The following is a 15,989-nucleotide window of genomic DNA, read 5'->3' as shown; positions in this document are numbered from 1 at the left end:
GGAAGGGACCCCCGTTTCGCGCCGGAAGAGACGCCGAAGGGCATGCTGATCTCTACACCGGGATCGCATCCCGGTCGAGACGCGCAGTCTGAGAACGCCGCGCGTCAGAGCATGCGCGAGTAGAGCTCCACCTGCATGCGCCGGGCCCAGCGCCCCTGCAGGGTGGTGAGGTCGCTCTCGAGAATACGCGGATCACGGGACTTCGACTCGAAGTGGTACAGCCGCGCCCACGGGCTGAATACCGCGGATCGTCCGGTCGCGCGGATCTTCAGGTTCAGGTCGACGTCGTTGTAGTTTCCGGGAAGCGCGAGGGTGAATCCGCCGACTTCGAAGTAGAGTTCGCGAGCCATGAGTGCGCACGCGGCAGTGACGCCGGAGACCTCATGGTCGGTGTTCATCGACTTGATGGAGTCGTCTCGACCGCCGACCCACCCGAATGCGGCGTGCCCGGCGACTCCCCCGGTGTAGATCTGGCCGGCGTGCTGCACGGTGCTGTCTTCGAAGTACAGTTGGGCTCCGACGATGCCGACGCCCTCCTGCTGCGCCAGGCCGAGCATGGACTCGATCCAATCGTCGGTGACCACCTCGACATCGTCGTTCAGCAGCAGCAGATAGTCGCCGCGAGCAACAGCGGCACCCCGGTTCATCTTTGCGCTGAAGTTGAACGGTGCGTCCCACAGCGCCATGCGAAGCCGGTCGCCGCAGAGTTCCTCCAGCGCTTCGACCGTTTCGGGGGGTGTCTCGGCATCGGCCACCACCACGAACTCGACGTTGCGGTACGTCGATCGCTCGATGATGCCGCGAATCGCCTCGACGACCAGTACCCGGTCTCTTCCGGCGATCGTGGCACTGCTCCCGCGGGTCGGAATGACGATCGAGACCAGTGGGTCGCCCTCGATCTCGTAGCGCACCCGCCGGACGAACGGCTCCAACGCCTCGATCGAGGCACGAACCCCGATGCGCTCGAGGTGGGCGGCGACCACGGCGGCCTGCGACGGTGACGTCTCTGCGAAGTCGTCCCGGGTCAGTTGCTCCGTCGCCATGATCTGCGGGTCGAGCGCGACGACGAGGCCCTCGGCGTGGGCGCGCAGCACGAGATCGAGCACGTGGGCGCGACGCGCCTCGGGCCGGAACCCGCCGAGCCGCCGCAGCGCGCTGACGCGTGCGGCCACCACGGGGCCGAGGTAGTCATTGGTGCGCAGTCGCATCGGCGAGAACGGGGGTCTGAGGCGAGGGAGCCCATTGACGGTCACCGAGTCTCCGTAGGCAACGTCGACGGCGGAGAACCGATCGAGGAAGCCAACGGCCTTCGGAAGGAGGTCTGCCTCGACGAAGCCCTTGCGAATCAGGAAGAGCAACTCAGCGCCGGTCGTAGACAGCCGGCCATTGAGCTCAGCGGCCTCCTCGGCAAGGACGCCGACACCGACCGATTCGACTTCACGGATCAGCTCGGATGCGTCGTCGCCGGCCGGATGCTCGACCATCACCTTCACGCCGGCGGGGGCGAATCCCGCCTCGAGCACCGCGCGGGTGATGCGCATGACATCGCCGACGGAGCAGCCCGCGGAATCGATCCATGCCTCAACCCGCGCCGCGAGCGCCGCATCGGAGACACTCATCCGAGGACTCTGCGCTTGATGACGCGGATGACCCTGACGGGGAGGGTCACGACGCGACCTGCGCGCCAGGTGAGCGACGATTGCATGCCCGCAAGCTTCGCTTCGACCACCATCGTCTCGGTCGGTGAGAGTCGGCTGGCCGACTGCAGTTCGTGCACCTGCTCCTCGAGCCCGATGATTCGGTCGGTGAGGGCGAGACGCTCCTCCGCGAGTCGTACTTCTGAACTCACGCGGGCATCGGGCCGGGAGTCCGGCCAGCCGGTGCTCGGGGCGGTGGTCACAGTCGCTCTCGTCCTTCCCTTGGCGGTCGTACACTAGCCTAATGCCCTCGACGACACCGCCTGAGAACGCGTCGCCCGACGGCGCGCCCGCCGAGCGCGTCGTCGCCGTCGTTCCCATCTTCCATCCCGATGACGGAGTCATCCGGCGGTTGCAGGCGCTCGCCGAGCAGGTCGATCGCGTCATCCTGGTCGATGACGGGTCGGGTGCGTCGGCCGACGCCGTGCTCACCGAGGCCGATGCCCTCGGTGCCACGGTGCTGCGGCTCGAGCACAACTCGGGCATCGCTGCGGCGCTGAACGTGGGCGTTCGCGCGGCGCTCGAGCGCGGGGCCGACTACGTGCTCAACCTCGATCAAGACACGTACCTGCCCGCCGACTACGTGCAGACCGCCCTCGGGGTCTTCGCCAGGGCGAACCCGGTCACTCGGGTCGGCATCGTCTGCGTCGATGCGGTGAACGGCGCCCCCGCCCTTCCGACGTGGATGTCACCCGAGGGGTTCGGGCTCGTGCCCGAGGCCATCCAGACGGGGTTCGTGATCGGCCGCGAATGTCTGGAGACCGCCGGGCTCTTCGACGAGCGTCTCGTGATCGACTGCGTCGACACCGAATTCTGCCTGCGGGTGCGCGACCACGGCTTCAGGATCGCCGTGGCGAAGGGCACCGACATCCGTCACTCGATCGGCCGTCGGGCCGACCTTCGCCCGTTCGGATTCCCGCTGCGTCATCGCCCGTCGGGTCGCATCGCCACGTACCAGTACCACTCCCCCTTCCGCCGCTACTACATCGCGCGCAACAACATCGACCTCATCCTCCGCAACGTGGGCAAGCGCCCGCACTGGGTGCTCTCCGTGCTCAGGCGGGAGATGACCGGCATGATCGTGTCGATGGTGAGCGGGCCGCAACGCATCGCACAGGTGCTCGCCATCACCACGGGCACCGTGCACGGCCTCACCCGCCGCCGCGGGATGATCCCCGCGTGGCTGAAGCGCCTCATCTGACCGCGCTCACGGTGCGACGGCGCTACGCTCGGCGCTGCTGCCGCCGCTCCCACGAGCGACGCGAGATGACCACGTCGTCATCGAGCCCGGCACGCGCACCGTGGTAGAGACCGTTCCAGCGTGCGAACTGGTAGGCCGGGTTGACGGCGAGCCATTTCACCCGCTCGCCGATCCGGTAGTCGCGATCCCGCACGATCCGGCCCGAATCGACGAGTGCGCCCTTGATCGCGCGCAGTGTCGCGCCGGTGCGCGAGTACGTGGGCGGCACGTGGCCCACCCGGCGCAGCCCGAGCGTCTCGTCGAACATCCGGGCGGCGTACTCCTGCACGCCCATGTCATTCGAATGCAGCACCGCTGCCCGCGGAGAGTACGCCTTGCGATGGCCCGCCTCCAGCACGTCGCGCGCGAACGCGAGGTCTTCGGAGTACGGAAGGTCGCGCAGCGGAATCACATCGACGAGGAACGAACGGCGCGCCGCCGAGTTCACGTCGGAGTAGAAGGCCACGGCGTCGAGCTCGTCACCCGACCGCCCGTCGGCTGCGACGAGTGTCGGGCGATCGAGCGGGCCCTGCGCCGCGAAGACGCCCTCGATGTCGTACTTCTGCAGCGGAAACGCGTGACGCCGCGGGATCTGCCGCCCGAACACCGCTTCGACGCCCGGTTCGGCGAGCGGCGAGATGAGTTCGGCGAGCCAGTCGGATGCCGCGGGCGTCGCGTCCTGCGTGAGGAACGCGATGACCCGGCCGCGTGCGAGCCGCGCCCCGAGATTGCGGGTGCGGCCATGCCCGAACTCGGCGTTCGGAATCTCGTGCAGGCGCGCCGCGGGGTGCGACCGCACGATGTCGAGTGTGGCATCAGTCGATCCCGAGTCGATGACGAGTGTCTCGATGAGGCCGGCACCCTCTTGCGCGTTGATCGCATCGAGCACCTCGCCGAGGTATCGTTCGCCGTTCAGTGTGGGAATGACGACCGTGACATCGACGGATGCCGCGGCATCCGGTTCGGGCTCGCCCGCGGGCGCGCTCATAGCGCGGTCTGCATGGCCCGATCGAACGCCGCGACGAAATCCGCACCGGGGTCGGACCAGTCGGTCTCCGCGACCGACCTCGCGATCTTCTCCGCGTGCGCGGCCTGATCGGGTCGGTCGAGCACCGCGACCATGCGGTCGGCGAGGGCCGCCGGAGCCATCGGCGTGAACTCGATGTGCGGGGAATCGAGCACCCCCCTCGTGTTCGGCGCATCGTTGACGATCGGCACGACGCCGGCTCCCATCACCTCGATCGGCAGCAGGGACATGTTGGTGAGCGAGAGGATGAGCCCCGCAGCGCACCGGTTGTAGATGGCGTTGAGCTCGGCGATGTCGACGGCCGAGTGGTTCACGAACGGGAACGGCACGTCGTACCCCGACATGTCCCACCCCACGAGGTGGATCGTGACGTCGGGCCGCCGCCGGTGCAACTCGCGAAGCGCGAGCAGTCCGAACTCGGTCGCGCGACGCGGCGTCGGCGGGCGGGCGTAGAAGAGCACCTCGTTTCGCAGAGAGGTGTTGACGTGGTGGTAGCGCGAGGTGTCGACGGCGTAGTCGTAGTGGTCGCCCGACATTCCGTAGTCGGCGGTCAGCTTCTCGGCGAGCCACCGGCCCGCTGAGAACCCGTGGAAGCCGAGTCGATAGCTGTTCTCGGCCGCGGCGTAGTCGCTGCCCCACGGGAAGAACGCCGGCTCGAAGTCCTGGGTGAAGTAGAAGCGCTTCGCCGTTCCGCGATAGCGGTGGGCGGCATAGGTCGTCTCCCAGTCGCACGCGACGATGACGTCGAACTCGCCTTCGACGCCGCGGTCGGGATCGTAGACCCGGAAGTCACCGCGGATCTCGGGGTAGGCGCTCGTCTCGGCCATCATCTGCTTCACGCCGTCGACGCTCACAGCCGGGTACTTCGCCGGCGAGTAGAGGAACACCGTCGTCGGGTTGCCGGCCTGCTCGAGAAAGCTCATGAACCGGAACGCGTTCTGGTGGCCCCCGCTCGTGCGGCCTGGCGGGGAGATCAGCCACGCGACGCGATAGCCGGATGCCGGGCGCGAGGCTTCGTGCGCGTTGAAAGCGGCCGGTTGCGACCAGTCGACGGCGACGAGGTCGTCGGCATACACCGACGAGAGCGGAGCGACCTGGAACGGGTTCACGCGGCCCGCCAGCCATTTCGCGCCCCGCCACGCGGTCGATCTGATGCCGTTCTGCCGAATGCCCTGCATCGCGGTCGAGAGTCTTCCGGTCACACGTCCTCCATCGTCGGTCGCCATTCGCACACCGCGGCGATCACCCGCTCGACCTGCGCATCGGTCATGCCCGCCCAGAGCGGCAGCCGCACCAGGCGCCGCGAGAAGTCCTCGCTGCGGTCGAGCGGTCGCAGCGCGCGCCCGTAGCGCTGCCCGGCCGTGCTGGTGTCGAGCGGCACGTAGTGGAAGGCGGCGACGATGCCGCGAGATCGCAGGAACGTGATCAGTTCGCCCTGGTCGCTCCAGCGGCCAAGCAGGAGGAAGAACAGATGCGCCGCGTGGATGCCGCGGGGCGGGCGCATGAGCGTCGCGCCGACGAGGCCAGCCCAGTCGGCGAGCCCGGTGGCATAGCGGTCCCAGATCTTGTGGCGTGCGGCCTGGATCGTGTCGAACTCATCGAGCTGGGCGCTCAGCACTGCGGCGTTGAACTCGCTCGGCAGGTAGCTCGACCCCCAGTCGACCCAGCTGTACTTGTCGACGGCACCGCGCAGGAACTGGGAGCGATTCGTGCCCTTCTCGCGCATGATCTCGGCCCGCTCGACGTGGCCGGGGTCGTTGATGAGGAGCGCGCCGCCCTCGCCCGCGTGCACGTTCTTGGTGTCGTGGAAGCTCTGGATGCCGAGGTCGCCCATGCGGCCGAGCACTCCGTCGTCGGTGACGACGCCGAGCCCGTGGGCGTTGTCCTCGATGACCGGAAGCCCGTGGTGAGCGGCGATCGTCGTGATCGCTGCCATGTCGACGGGCTGGCCGCCGTAGTGCATGACCGAGATGGCCCGGGTTCTGGGTGTCACGGCTTCGGCGACCTGTGCCGGGTCGATGTTGCCGGTCGCGGCGTCGATGTCGACGAAGACGATGCGGGCGCCGGTCATCGCCACCGCCGCCGCGGCCGACGAGAACGTGAAGCTCGGCAGGATGACCTCGTCGTCGGGCGTGAGGTCGAGCAGGCGACTCGCCATCTCGAGGGCGTGCGTGCCCGACGTCGTCAGCAGCACCTCGCCGCCACCGGTGATCGCCCGGAGCCGCTCGCTGGCTGCCATCGTGAACGGGCCGTCGCCGTGCGCGTGATCCGATTCGAGCACGGACCGCAGGTTCTCGAGCGACGCGGGCGCCGGGTGCGGCCGCGAGAATGGAATGACGCCGACCGCCCCATCGAACGCCATCAGTGCTGTTCCCCATGTCTTTCACGTTGCCGGTTCAGGCATCTGCCACACAGTATAAGGGGGACGCTCTCCGCTTCACGGCGGATAACATGGTTGCGGACCCCGCGCGTCGACCCCCGCGCTGACTTGCGTGTTGACCTGCACGGTGGAAGGACCCAGTGTGACGACGACCCTCCGCGTCATCCTCGACCAGATCGTCGCACCGGTGCCCGGCCCGCTCGGCCGGTACACCCACGACCTCGCGCAGGCGATCGTCGCGGCGACGCCCCGTGACTGCGAGGTCGAGGGCATCATCTCGGCGTCGCCGCCCGATGACCACGATCGCGTGCTCGCCGAGATCCCCGGGCTCGCCGGCCTGTACAAGACGACCCTGGCCCGCCGCGAGCTCGCCGGAGCATGGCAGCTCGGACTCACGACCTCGCCGGGCCCCGGCATGATCCACGCGCCCAGCCTGTTCGCCCCGCTGCGCAAGCACGACCGCACCGTCGACGGCAGCCAGGTGGTCGTCACCGTGCACGACGTGCTGGCGTGGACGCACCCCGAGGCGCTCAGCACAACCACCGTCGCGTGGCAGAAGGGCATGCTGAAGCGGGCGCGCCGGCACGCCGATGCGATCGTCGTGCCCACCCACGCGCTCGCCGAACGGCTCGCCGACATCGCCGACTTCGGCGACCGCGTCCGCGTCATCGGCACGGCGCCGCGCGACGGACTCACGATCGGCGCCGACGCACCGATCCGCGCGGCTCGGCTCGGCCTGCCGCCGGAGTACCTCGCCGTGCCCGGCACGCTCGAACCGCGGAAGGGGCTCGCCGACGTGCTCGCCGCACTCGGCCGGCGCGGGGTGCCCGAGATCCCCATCGTCGTGCTCGGCCCCGAGAGCTGGGGTGACCAGCATCTCGTCACGGTCGCCGAGGAATCCGGGATCGCCCCCAACCGGATCACTCGCCTCGACGAGCTGGACGCCCCCGACCTCGCGGTGGTGCTCGCCGGTGCCACCGCATTCATCGCGCCGAGCCACGACGAAGGCTCGGGCACCGCGATCATCGAGGCGTTCAGCCTCGCGACACCGGTCATCCACTCGGATGCCGCGGCGCACCTCGAGGTCTCGGCCGGTGCGGGTCTCGCCGTGCCGGTCGGGGTCGGCGACGGCTACGGCGATCGACTCGCCGCCGCGATCACCTCGATCGTCACCGACGCCCGGCTCGCCGAGCGGCTCGCGATCGCCGGCAGCGACCGCAGCCGTGCCTTCAGCTGGCGGGATTCCGCCGAACGCGTCTGGCAACTGCACGCCGACCTCTGAGCCGGGTTCACTCGCCGGGCGTCAGCGAACCGTCATTCTTCGGTCGGCTCGGGCGAGGGCGGGTACACCGACTGCTGCACGAGCTGACGGATGTACTCGTAGTCGGGATCTTCAGGGTCGACATCGTTCTCGGGCACGAGTTCGACGTCGATGATCGGCAGTTCCTTCGTCTTGCCGGCGAGGTCGACGAAGTAGCCGAGGCTGCCCTGCGGGACATCCGTCTTCACGACCTGGGAGCCGGCCGCCGCGATCTCCTGGAACTTGGCGAGCACGTTCGCGGGATTGAACTGCGCGAGCACGGCCTCCTGAATCTGGCGCTGGCGGGCCATGCGGTCGTAGTCGCTCGTGCCGTGGCGCGAGCGCGCGTACCAGAGGGCGTGGTAGCCGTCGAGGTGCTGCTCCCCCGCCGGAATCCACTCGGCGACGGTCGTGAAGGTCTCGTCGGCGTGGATCGGCACGTCTTCGGGCACGGTGACGGTCACGCCGCCGAGGGCGTCGATCATCTGCTCGAATCCGGCCATGTCGATGAGCGCGTAGTACTGGATCTCGAGTCCGGTGATGCCCTCGGCCGCGTCGCGCATCGCCTCGATGCCGGGCTCGCTGCCCTGTGCGACGGCGTCGGGGTACATCTCGGGGCTCATCAGCTCGACCTCGGTGTAGATCGAGTTGAGCATGCAGACATCGACCTCGCAGCCGTCGATCGACCCGTACCCTTCGGGATAGAGCTCGGCGAGGGGGCTGCCCTCGGGGAACGGCACGTCCTCCATGTTGCGCGGCAGCCCGATCGTCACGGCCCGCCCGGTCTCGACATCGACACTCACGACGGTGATGCTGTCGGGTCGCAGGCCGTCACGGTCGGGTCCGGCGTCGCCGCCGAGCAGCAGGAAGTTGTACTTGCCGTCGACAGGCTCTTTCGACGGGGCGGCAACGAACACCGAGGAGATGAACCCGCTCGCCGTGGTCGCGAAGTAGGCACCGTAGGCGGCGGTGCCGGAGAGCCCCGCCATGATGAGCACCGTGAACGCCGCGACCCACACCCGGGCCGAGGGCGCCGTCTTCACGAGCCGCACGAGGCGCAGCGTGTCGAAGGTCAGGATCACCCAGAGCACCGCGTAGAACGCGAGCACCGCGGCGACGATCCAGAGCGAGATCGAGGTCGAGAACACCGTGTAGAGGGTTGCGGGCCAGAGGAACCAGACGACGATGGCGACGATCGCGAGCGTCCACAGCACGAGCGTGGCACCGAGGCCGAAGCGGCCGAGCCTGCGGCTGCCGGCGAGCACCTGCGGCGCGCCGGGGATCAGGAAGTTCAGCACGACGAGCCACCACGCACGGCGGGTCATGACCGTGCGCGAGGCGATGTCCGGGTAGCGGATCGGGCTGGCGGCGAACGTCATCTGGACTGCTTCAACCGTTCGTTCTTCTGCTCGACGAGGTCGGCGAGGTCGGCCGCGTAGTCGGCGAGCGCGACGCCGAGCGCATCGTCGGCCGTCGCGAGGATCTTCACCGCGATGAGTCCGGCGTTCTTCGCGCCGCCGATGGAGACGGTCGCGACGGGCACGCCGGCGGGCATCTGCACGATCGAGAGCAGCGAGTCGAGCCCGTCGAGTCGCGACAGCGGCACGGGCACGCCGACGACGGGCAGCGTCGTGACCGACGCGAGCATGCCGGGCAGGTGCGCGGCGCCGCCCGCGCCGGCGATGATGACCTTGAGTCCGCGCGCGGCGGCCTGCTTGCCGTAGGCGATCATCTTCTCGGGTGTGCGGTGCGCCGAGACGACCTCGACCTCGTGCGCGATGCCGAATTCGTCGAGCAGGGCGGATGCCTCGCGCATCACGTTCCAGTCGGAGTCGGATCCCATCACGACGCCGACGAGGGGTGTGGTGTTCGTCTCAGTCACTTGAACGAGTGTAGGGCCGGGTGCTGTGAGATGACCGCAGGGCACGCGGCCGATGCCGCGCGCGTCAATCCTGGAAGAACGCCGCCGCCGCGCGAGCCTCGTAGACGACCGCGTCGAGGTCGTCGCCCGACACGGTGACATGCCCGATCTTGCGTCCGGGTCGCGGCGCCTTGCCGTAGTTGTGCATCTTCGCGGTGGGGTGCGCGGCGAGTGCCTCGCCGTACCGGTCGGTGAGGGAACCCTCGGCCGGCCCGCCGAGCACGTTGACCATGACCGACCATTCGTCACGGCTGCCGGTCGCGCCGAGCGGCAGGTCGAGCACGGCTCGCAAGTGCTGCTCGAACTGCCCGGTCGTCGATCCGTCCATCGACCAGTGGCCGCTGTTGTGCGGTCGCATCGCGAGTTCGTTGACGAGGATGCGCTCGTCGCTCGTCTCGAAGAGCTCGACGGCGAGCACTCCCGTGACCCCGAGGCCCTCGGCGATCGTGATCGCGACGTCGGCAGCGACATCCGCGAGCCTGCCCGCCGACCGCGGGGCTGGCGCGATGACCTCGCTGCAGACGCCGCCGACCTGCACGGTCTCCACGAGCGGCCACGTCGCGACCTCGCCCGACGGGCGACGGGCGACGAGCTGCGCGAGCTCGCGGCGGAAGTCGACGAGCTCCTCGACGAGGAGTGCGCCGTCGCCCCCGTCTTCGGCGATGGTCGTGAACCATTCTGAAACCTCGGCTGCACGTCGCACGACGCGCACGCCCTTGCCGTCGTAGCCGCCGCGCGGCGTCTTCACGACGGCCGTTCCGCCGTGGCCGGCGATGAAGTCGTCGAGCTCGGCGGTCGTCTGGACGCGGGCCCAGTCGGGAACCGGGAGCCCCAGCTCTGAGAGCCGTTCGCGCATCACGAGCTTGTCTTGCGCGAAGCGCAGTGCATCGGGCCCTGGGTGCACGCGCACACCGGCGTCGACGAGTGCCCGCAGCACGTCTTGCGGCACGTGCTCGTGGTCGAAGGTGACGACGTCGACCCCACGCGCGAAGGCGAGCACCGTGGCGGTGTCGGTGTAGTCGCCGACTCGATCGGCCGCGATCGCCGCGGCCATGCCCTCTGCCTCGGCGAGTACACGGAGATCGACTCCGAGTTCGATCGCCGCGGGGATCATCATCCGGGCCAGTTGTCCTCCACCGATCACTCCGACCCGCACGCCATGCCCTTCGTTCACCACCGCCGTCGGCGCCTGCACGGGCGCCGTATTCAGTCTAGGCGCGCCCGACGGCATAGGATGTGCCGGTGCCCACCCGCCTCGCGAGCGCCATCTCCCGGCTCTGGAACGGCCTGCTCGCCTACGCGGTCAAGTTCGGCATCGTCGGCCTCATCGGCCTCGTGATCGACGTGACGCTCTTCAACCTGCTGCGCCTCGGGGTCTTCGGCGAAGGGCACTGGGCGCAGTCGGCGATCGGGGCGAAGACGATCTCGACGAGCGTCGCCATCGTCTTCAATTGGCTGGGAAACCGGTACTGGACCTTTCGCAGGCACCGTCGCCGCAACTACCTGCGCGAGTTCGTCGAGTATGCGATCGTGTCGCTCGGCGGCATGGCGATCGCACTCGGATGCCTCTGGGTCAGCCACCACTGGCTCGGCTACACGAGCCTCGTGGCCGACAACATCGCGACGAACGTGGTCGGCCTGGCGCTCGGCACGGCGTTCCGGTTCGTGCTCTACCGGTACTGGGTCTTCGGGCATCACCGTGCCGACGGGCTCTCGAACCTCGCGCGCGTCGAGGAAGCGCAGCGAACGCTGTTCGAGGAGCCCGAGGGCGAGCGGGCGCCCGCCCCCTGAGGCGGCGTTACGCCGACGCGGCGGTGGGCTGGAACCAGGGCGGGTACACGGCGACGCGAGCACGCACGCCGGCTCCGGCGAGCTGGGCGCGAACCCGATCGCGAACCGGATCGTTGGCGACCGCGATGAGCGCCACGTCGTCGAGCGGGAGGCACTCCCGCACGAGCAGCTCCGCGCCGTCGAGCCCGCCACCATCGTCATCGCGGTGGAGACGCTGCAGCAGGCGCTGGACGTCGGACCACTCGGTCGCGAGCTCGGCACCGGTGACCGCGGCATCCGCTTCGCTCACGACGATGGCGCCGGCAACCTCCGCGTTGCCGGACTGCGCGCTCGTGAGCGAGGTCACGAAGATGACGAAGTCGGCGGGAGCGCGCTTCACGGCCTCGTCGCCGAGACGCGGGTCGGGCGTCGCCGTGCGCACCGCGTCCCAGACGTGAGCGTCGGTCGTGAGCAGGAACGGCACGTAGTCGGCGATGACCGCGTCGGTGCCTGCGACCCCGGCACCGCGACGGTACTCGCGGGCGTGAGGGGCTGCGAGGTCGACGACGGGTGCGGCGCCCGCGGTGTCTGCGAGCAGTGCGCCGGCGTCGAGGATGGCGGGCAGGTTGTCGATGTGCGTGACGTGGTAGATGCGCATCGCCTTCACGTCGAGGCGAGGTGCGCCGGATGCGATCGACGGCCGTGAGGCGCCCGGCACTCGCGCGGGCGCGCGTCTGCCCTTCGTCGTCGAGGCCCGCGTGGAGCGGGAGGCCGGAGCAGGCGCGGCCTTCGCCTCCGGTTCCGGCGGGGGGAAGCAGATGGCGCAGAGGCCGTCATCGAAACCGTGTTTGCATTCGTCGGCCAAGAGGAACCCTTCATCGCGCGGCTCGCGCTCGGGCAACACGAGACCACCTCTCAACGTTACGTCGTTTGGAGGCATCCCGCTGAACGATCGCTCAGATTCAGCGACCGCCCCACGCCACGGTGTCGCCCTCGATCATGGACTGCTCGGCGCGACGGCGTTCGGCGACGCGGGAATGCTCCTCGCCCATGAGCTCCTGCAGTGCACCCTGCACCAGCTCGGGCTTCGGCACGTTCTTCAGCACGAACGGCTTCTCGTGGCCGGTGTTGATCCGCACGTCGCCCGAGCCGAACGCGCTCTGCCACCACGTGCGGCGGACCGTCACGTCGTAGCCCCGGCTGTGCAGCAACTCCTGCCGTACGCGCACGAAGATGCCGCTGCGCACGATGATGCGCCGGGTCGTGATCGTGGTGCGCCGGGTGAGCCAGGCGAGGAAGGGCAGGAACGACCCGAGCAGCGCGACGAGCACGGCCCCGCCGACGATCGCGAGGTCCTGCCAGAGTTCGGGTGCGATGCCGACGCCGTATGCCGCGGCCCCGGCGAGCACGATGACGAGGATCGCGGGCACCGTCAGCCCACGGGCGCTTCGTCGCAGGCGCGCCACGACGCGCTCCGGCGGCTGCGCCGGCGGCACGGTCGCTTCGGGTGTCGCGGCAGGCCTCATACGCCCATTAATACCGCAGGTGGGTGACGTCTCCGGCGGCGACAGTCCACGGCTCGCCGTTCTCACGGTCGATCACGACGAGTCGGCCGTCGCGCTCGAGCCGATCGGCGCGCCCGAGAAGCTCGCGGTCGCCAGGAAGTTCGACGCGAACCTCGCTGCCGATCGTGACGCAGAGCGCGGTGACCCTGGCCGCGATGCCGCTCGCCGCGGCATCCGCGCCGGCCCGGGTGAAGGCATCGAACATCTCGAGGAAGGTGTTGAGGTAATCGGCGAGCACCGCGTCGGCGTCGGGCTGTGCTCCGGTCACGAGCAGCAGCGATGTCGAGGCCAGCGTCGGCAGGTCGTGCTCGTCGAGCGTCAGGTTGAGCCCGGCGCCCACGATCACGGCGCCGGCGCCTGCCGGATCCGTCGAATCCGCCGAGCCGGGCGAGGGCGGCAGCAGCTCCGACAGGATGCCGCAGATCTTGAAACCGGAGACGAGCACGTCGTTCGGCCACTTGAGCTCGACGACGACACCGCCGCTCTCGTCGAGCGCTTCGGCCTCATCGGCACGAGCGCGCCGGCTGCGGCGGGCGGAGGTCGCGGGCTCGCGCTCTTCTTCCGGCTCGATGCGCGAACCGAGGTGCGGCTCGACGGCACGGCGCACCGCCTCGGTCATCGCGGCGCCCGCGATGAGGGGGATCCAGCCGTAGGCGTCGGCGGGCAGTGGCGCACCGCCCTCGAGCTCGGGTCGGAGCAGCACCGAGATCGCGAGGGTCTTGCCCGTCGGCGCGAGCCACACCCGGCCGAGACGCCCGCGGCCGCTCGTCTGGTTGTCGGTGACGAGCACCGCGCCATGACCCCACTCCGCGGCATCCGGCCCGCTCGCGGCCACGCGGAGCTCGTCGTTGGTCGACCCGACCTCGTCGCGGAACTCGAACCGCGGCACGGCCGCGCGCGAATGCTCCCAATCCATGAGCATCACCCTACCCAGCGATCACAGGAGGGCTCGGCTCCATTCGACATGCCCAGAGAGCAAAGTTGTAGGAATCCGTCAAGGAAGTGGGCCAACCGCTCAGCGGTAGAGTGAACGGCGTGACCGAAGCGACTGACGGCCCCGACCTCTCCACGACCGCCGGCAAGCTCGCCGACCTCAAGCTGCGCTACCACGAAGCGGTGACGGCGTCGGGCGAGGCGGCGATCGAGAAGCAGCACGCCAAAGGCAAGATGACGGCGCGCGAACGCATCGCCGAACTCCTCGACCCCGGCTCGTTCGTCGAACTCGATGAATTCGTCCGGCACCGCACCCACGCGTTCGGCATGGACGCCAAGCGCCCCTACGGCGACGCCGTGGTCACGGGCACCGGCACCATCCACGGCCGCCAGGTGGCCGTGTACTCGCAGGACTTCACGATCTTCGGCGGCTCGCTCGGCGAGGTCGCGGGCGAGAAGATCATCAAGGTCATGGAGCTCGCCCTGAAGACCGGCGTGCCGATCATCGGCATCCTCGACTCGGGCGGGGCCCGCATCCAGGAGGGCGTGGTGGCGCTCGGAAAGTACGGCGAGATCTTCCGGCGCAACACCGCGGCCTCCGGTGTCATCCCGCAGATCTCGATCGTCTGCGGACCGGCCGCGGGCGGCGCGGTGTACTCACCCGCACTCACCGACTTCGTGATCATGGTCGACAAGACGAGCCAGATGTTCGTGACCGGCCCCGACGTCATCAAGACCGTGACCGGCGAAGACGTCGGCATGGAGGAACTCGGCGGCGCGCTCACCCACAACTCGGTCTCGGGCGTCGCCCACTACCTGGCGAGCGACGAGTCCGACGCGCTCGACTACGCGCGCACCCTCGTCTCGTTCCTTCCCGACAACAACATGACGGATGCTCCGGTGTACGACGCCGAGCCCGAACTCGAGATCACCGACGACGACCGCCGGCTGAACACCATCATCCCCGATTCGCCGAACCAGCCCTACGACATGCACTCGGTCATCGAAGGCATCGTCGACCACGGCGACTTCCTCGAGGTGCAGCCGCTGTTCGCCCCGAACATCGTCGTGGGATTCGCCCGCGTCGACGGGCGTTCGATCGGCATCATCGCGAACCAGCCGAGCCAGATGGCCGGCACGCTGAACATCGCGGCGGGCGAGAAGGCCAGCCGCTTCGTACGGTTCTGCGACGCCTTCTCGATTCCGATCCTGACCCTCGTCGACGTGCCCGGCTACCTCCCGGGCACCGAGCAGGAGTGGACCGGGGTCATCCGACGCGGAGCGAAGCTGCTCTACGCCTACGCCGAGGCGACGGTGCCGCTCGTCACCGTCATCACGCGCAAGGCCTACGGCGGCGCGTACATCGTGATGGGCTCGAAGCAGCTCGGCGCCGACATCAACCTCGCCTGGCCGACCGCCGAGATCGCGGTCATGGGCGGGCAGGGAGCCGTGAACATCCTCTACCGTGCCGAGATCAAGGCAGCAGAGAGCGCCGGTGAAGACGTCGCGGCCGTTCGCACGAGGCTCGCGAACGAGTACACCTACAACGTGGCCTCACCGTTCCTCGCCGCCGAACGCGGCGAACTCGACGGCGTGATCGAGCCGGCGGCGACCCGCGTCGCCGTCGTGAAGGCGCTCCGGGCGCTCCGCACGAAACGCGCGAGCCTGCCGGCCAAGAAGCACGGGAACATCCCGCTCTAGGGGCTCGAGATGAACGACGACATCGACGAACGCGCTGCCGCACTGCGGTTCGAGACCCGGGCGGTCACCCCCGAAGACGCCGCTGCGGTCACCGCCGTGCTGCTCGCGGCCCTCGACGAGGAGTCGTCGGCAGCGGCATCCGTCGCCGAACCCGGTCGGAGCGCCTGGGTGCGCAGCGACGGTGCACTGCGCGGGCCGGTCGTCGTCGGACCCGGTCGTTGGGTGCGCCACGGTCGCTGAACCGTTCGCTCGCGAGCGTGTCCCCCGAACGTGTCCCCCGAAATGCTGACTGGTCGATGCGTTCGACGTGCCTCAGTATTGTCAGTGCAGGCTCCACTGGAGTCGCCGTCGTCACCGGTCGGGTAACCGCTGACGATTGGGGGCGAGTCAGGGTGACATTCGGGTTGTCGCCGTGACTCGGGCTTGATGGGGGGTCGATCTCAGATCGGCCCCCC

General features: G+C 69.2%; 16 protein-coding genes. 5 read left to right on the top strand and 11 right to left on the bottom strand.

Annotation, left to right across the window (positions count from 1 at the left end; genetic code table 11):
- Nucleotides 1-104: 104 nt before the first annotated feature.
- On the bottom strand, nt 105-1,619 hold the full coding sequence (locus FHG54_RS07500; protein ID WP_139416723.1) for a glycosyltransferase family 2 protein: 1,515 nt from the start codon (nt 1,617-1,619) through the stop codon (nt 105-107).
- A complete protein-coding gene (locus FHG54_RS07495) occupies nt 1,616-1,900 on the bottom strand; it encodes a hypothetical protein (protein ID WP_139416722.1) in 285 nt (94 codons plus the stop codon). Before FHG54_RS07495 ends, FHG54_RS07500 begins: the two co-directional genes overlap by 4 nt.
- Nucleotides 1,901-1,941: 41 nt before the next feature.
- On the opposite strand from FHG54_RS07495, the gene FHG54_RS07490 reads away from it, so the two are divergent.
- On the top strand, nt 1,942-2,898 hold the full coding sequence (locus tag FHG54_RS07490; RefSeq protein ID WP_139416721.1) for a glycosyltransferase: 957 nt from the start codon (nt 1,942-1,944) through the stop codon (nt 2,896-2,898).
- Between the two features lie 22 nt (nt 2,899-2,920).
- Here the strand turns inward: FHG54_RS07490 and FHG54_RS07485 are convergent, their stop codons facing one another.
- Genes FHG54_RS07485 through rffA form a run of 3 tightly spaced genes read right to left on the bottom strand, consistent with a single transcriptional unit; the run spans nt 2,921 to nt 6,326 of the window.
- Entirely contained in the window at nt 2,921-3,925 is a 1,005-nt protein-coding gene (locus FHG54_RS07485; RefSeq protein ID WP_139416720.1) for a glycosyltransferase family 2 protein, read from the bottom strand.
- On the bottom strand, nt 3,922-5,166 hold the full coding sequence (locus tag FHG54_RS07480; RefSeq protein ID WP_139416719.1) for a rhamnosyltransferase WsaF family glycosyltransferase: 1,245 nt from the start codon (nt 5,164-5,166) through the stop codon (nt 3,922-3,924). The genes FHG54_RS07485 and FHG54_RS07480 overlap by 4 nt, the downstream gene beginning before the upstream one ends.
- Complete coding sequence (gene rffA, locus FHG54_RS07475) at nt 5,163-6,326, bottom strand: dTDP-4-amino-4,6-dideoxygalactose transaminase (RefSeq protein WP_139416718.1); 1,164 nt, start codon at nt 6,324-6,326, stop codon at nt 5,163-5,165. Before rffA ends, FHG54_RS07480 begins: the two co-directional genes overlap by 4 nt.
- 160 nt (nt 6,327-6,486) lie before the next feature.
- Here rffA and FHG54_RS07470 point away from each other — a divergent pair, with 160 nt between their 5' ends.
- The gene (locus FHG54_RS07470; protein WP_139416717.1) at nt 6,487-7,626 is read left to right on the top strand and encodes a glycosyltransferase family 4 protein; all 1,140 of its coding nucleotides are present in this window, start codon (nt 6,487-6,489) and stop codon (nt 7,624-7,626) included.
- A gap of 32 nt (nt 7,627-7,658) precedes the next feature.
- Here the strand turns inward: FHG54_RS07470 and FHG54_RS07465 are convergent, their stop codons facing one another.
- The 3 genes from FHG54_RS07465 to FHG54_RS07455 all read right to left on the bottom strand — a co-directional run bounded on the left by FHG54_RS07465 (nt 7,659) and on the right by FHG54_RS07455 (nt 10,682).
- A complete protein-coding gene (locus tag FHG54_RS07465) occupies nt 7,659-9,023 on the bottom strand; it encodes an LCP family protein (protein WP_139416716.1) in 1,365 nt (454 codons plus the stop codon).
- Nucleotides 9,020-9,487: a 5-(carboxyamino)imidazole ribonucleotide mutase gene (gene purE / locus FHG54_RS07460; protein WP_139418345.1), complete on the bottom strand. Its 468-nt coding sequence runs from the start codon at nt 9,485-9,487 to the stop codon at nt 9,020-9,022. The genes FHG54_RS07465 and purE overlap by 4 nt, the downstream gene beginning before the upstream one ends.
- A gap of 103 nt (nt 9,488-9,590) precedes the next feature.
- On the bottom strand, nt 9,591-10,682 hold the full coding sequence (locus FHG54_RS07455) for a 5-(carboxyamino)imidazole ribonucleotide synthase (RefSeq protein ID WP_233437909.1): 1,092 nt from the start codon (nt 10,680-10,682) through the stop codon (nt 9,591-9,593).
- 125 nt (nt 10,683-10,807) lie between these two features.
- On the opposite strand from FHG54_RS07455, the gene FHG54_RS07450 reads away from it, so the two are divergent.
- Nucleotides 10,808-11,356, top strand: coding sequence for a GtrA family protein (locus FHG54_RS07450; RefSeq protein ID WP_232331258.1), 549 nt, complete (start codon nt 10,808-10,810; stop codon nt 11,354-11,356).
- A gap of 7 nt (nt 11,357-11,363) precedes the next feature.
- On the opposite strand, the gene FHG54_RS07445 is transcribed toward FHG54_RS07450, so the two are convergent.
- The 3 genes from FHG54_RS07445 to FHG54_RS07435 all read right to left on the bottom strand — a co-directional run bounded on the left by FHG54_RS07445 (nt 11,364) and on the right by FHG54_RS07435 (nt 13,816).
- Entirely contained in the window at nt 11,364-11,993 is a 630-nt protein-coding gene (locus FHG54_RS07445) for a DarT ssDNA thymidine ADP-ribosyltransferase family protein (protein ID WP_168197140.1), read from the bottom strand.
- A 304-nt stretch (nt 11,994-12,297) separates the two neighbouring features.
- The gene (locus FHG54_RS07440) at nt 12,298-12,861 is read right to left on the bottom strand and encodes a PH domain-containing protein (protein ID WP_232331257.1); all 564 of its coding nucleotides are present in this window, start codon (nt 12,859-12,861) and stop codon (nt 12,298-12,300) included.
- A 7-nt stretch (nt 12,862-12,868) separates the two neighbouring features.
- A complete protein-coding gene (locus FHG54_RS07435) occupies nt 12,869-13,816 on the bottom strand; it encodes a biotin--[acetyl-CoA-carboxylase] ligase (protein ID WP_139416714.1) in 948 nt (315 codons plus the stop codon).
- Nucleotides 13,817-13,935: 119 nt separating this feature from the next.
- On the opposite strand from FHG54_RS07435, the gene FHG54_RS07430 reads away from it, so the two are divergent.
- Together FHG54_RS07430 and FHG54_RS07425 are read left to right on the top strand one after the other, a co-directional pair.
- The gene (locus FHG54_RS07430) at nt 13,936-15,534 is read left to right on the top strand and encodes an acyl-CoA carboxylase subunit beta (protein ID WP_139416713.1); all 1,599 of its coding nucleotides are present in this window, start codon (nt 13,936-13,938) and stop codon (nt 15,532-15,534) included.
- Nucleotides 15,535-15,543: 9 nt separating this feature from the next.
- Nucleotides 15,544-15,774 (top strand): acyl-CoA carboxylase epsilon subunit, encoded by a 231-nt coding sequence (locus FHG54_RS07425; RefSeq protein WP_139416712.1) that lies wholly within the window; start codon nt 15,544-15,546, stop codon nt 15,772-15,774.
- Nucleotides 15,775-15,989 lie beyond the last annotated feature (215 nt).

Origin of the sequence: Agromyces laixinhei (genome assembly GCF_006337065.1) — a bacterium.
In the GTDB taxonomy this organism is placed as follows: domain Bacteria; phylum Actinomycetota; class Actinomycetes; order Actinomycetales; family Microbacteriaceae; genus Agromyces; species Agromyces laixinhei.
Note: the sequence above shows the minus strand (reverse complement) of the source record. Positions and strands in the feature narration are given on the sequence as shown.

What these genes read in the sequence shown, in the direction of transcription:
- FHG54_RS07455 (WP_233437909.1), bottom strand. Translation starts at nt 10,682, where the DNA reads ATGATGATCCCCGCGGCGATCGAACTCGGAGTCGATCTCCGTGTACTC.
- FHG54_RS07440 (WP_232331257.1), bottom strand. Translation starts at nt 12,861, where the DNA reads ATGAGGCCTGCCGCGACACCCGAAGCGACCGTGCCGCCGGCGCAGCCG.
- rffA (WP_139416718.1), bottom strand. Translation starts at nt 6,326, where the DNA reads ATGGCGTTCGATGGGGCGGTCGGCGTCATTCCATTCTCGCGGCCGCAC.
- FHG54_RS07465 (WP_139416716.1), bottom strand. Translation starts at nt 9,023, where the DNA reads ATGACGTTCGCCGCCAGCCCGATCCGCTACCCGGACATCGCCTCGCGC.
- FHG54_RS07500 (WP_139416723.1), bottom strand. Translation starts at nt 1,619, where the DNA reads ATGAGTGTCTCCGATGCGGCGCTCGCGGCGCGGGTTGAGGCATGGATC.
- FHG54_RS07445 (WP_168197140.1), bottom strand. Translation starts at nt 11,993, where the DNA reads ATGCGCATCTACCACGTCACGCACATCGACAACCTGCCCGCCATCCTC.
- purE (WP_139418345.1), bottom strand. Translation starts at nt 9,487, where the DNA reads ATGGGATCCGACTCCGACTGGAACGTGATGCGCGAGGCATCCGCCCTG.
- FHG54_RS07425 (WP_139416712.1), top strand. Translation starts at nt 15,544, where the DNA reads ATGAACGACGACATCGACGAACGCGCTGCCGCACTGCGGTTCGAGACC.
- FHG54_RS07485 (WP_139416720.1), bottom strand. Translation starts at nt 3,925, where the DNA reads ATGAGCGCGCCCGCGGGCGAGCCCGAACCGGATGCCGCGGCATCCGTC.
- FHG54_RS07435 (WP_139416714.1), bottom strand. Translation starts at nt 13,816, where the DNA reads ATGGATTGGGAGCATTCGCGCGCGGCCGTGCCGCGGTTCGAGTTCCGC.
- FHG54_RS07490 (WP_139416721.1), top strand. Translation starts at nt 1,942, where the DNA reads ATGCCCTCGACGACACCGCCTGAGAACGCGTCGCCCGACGGCGCGCCC.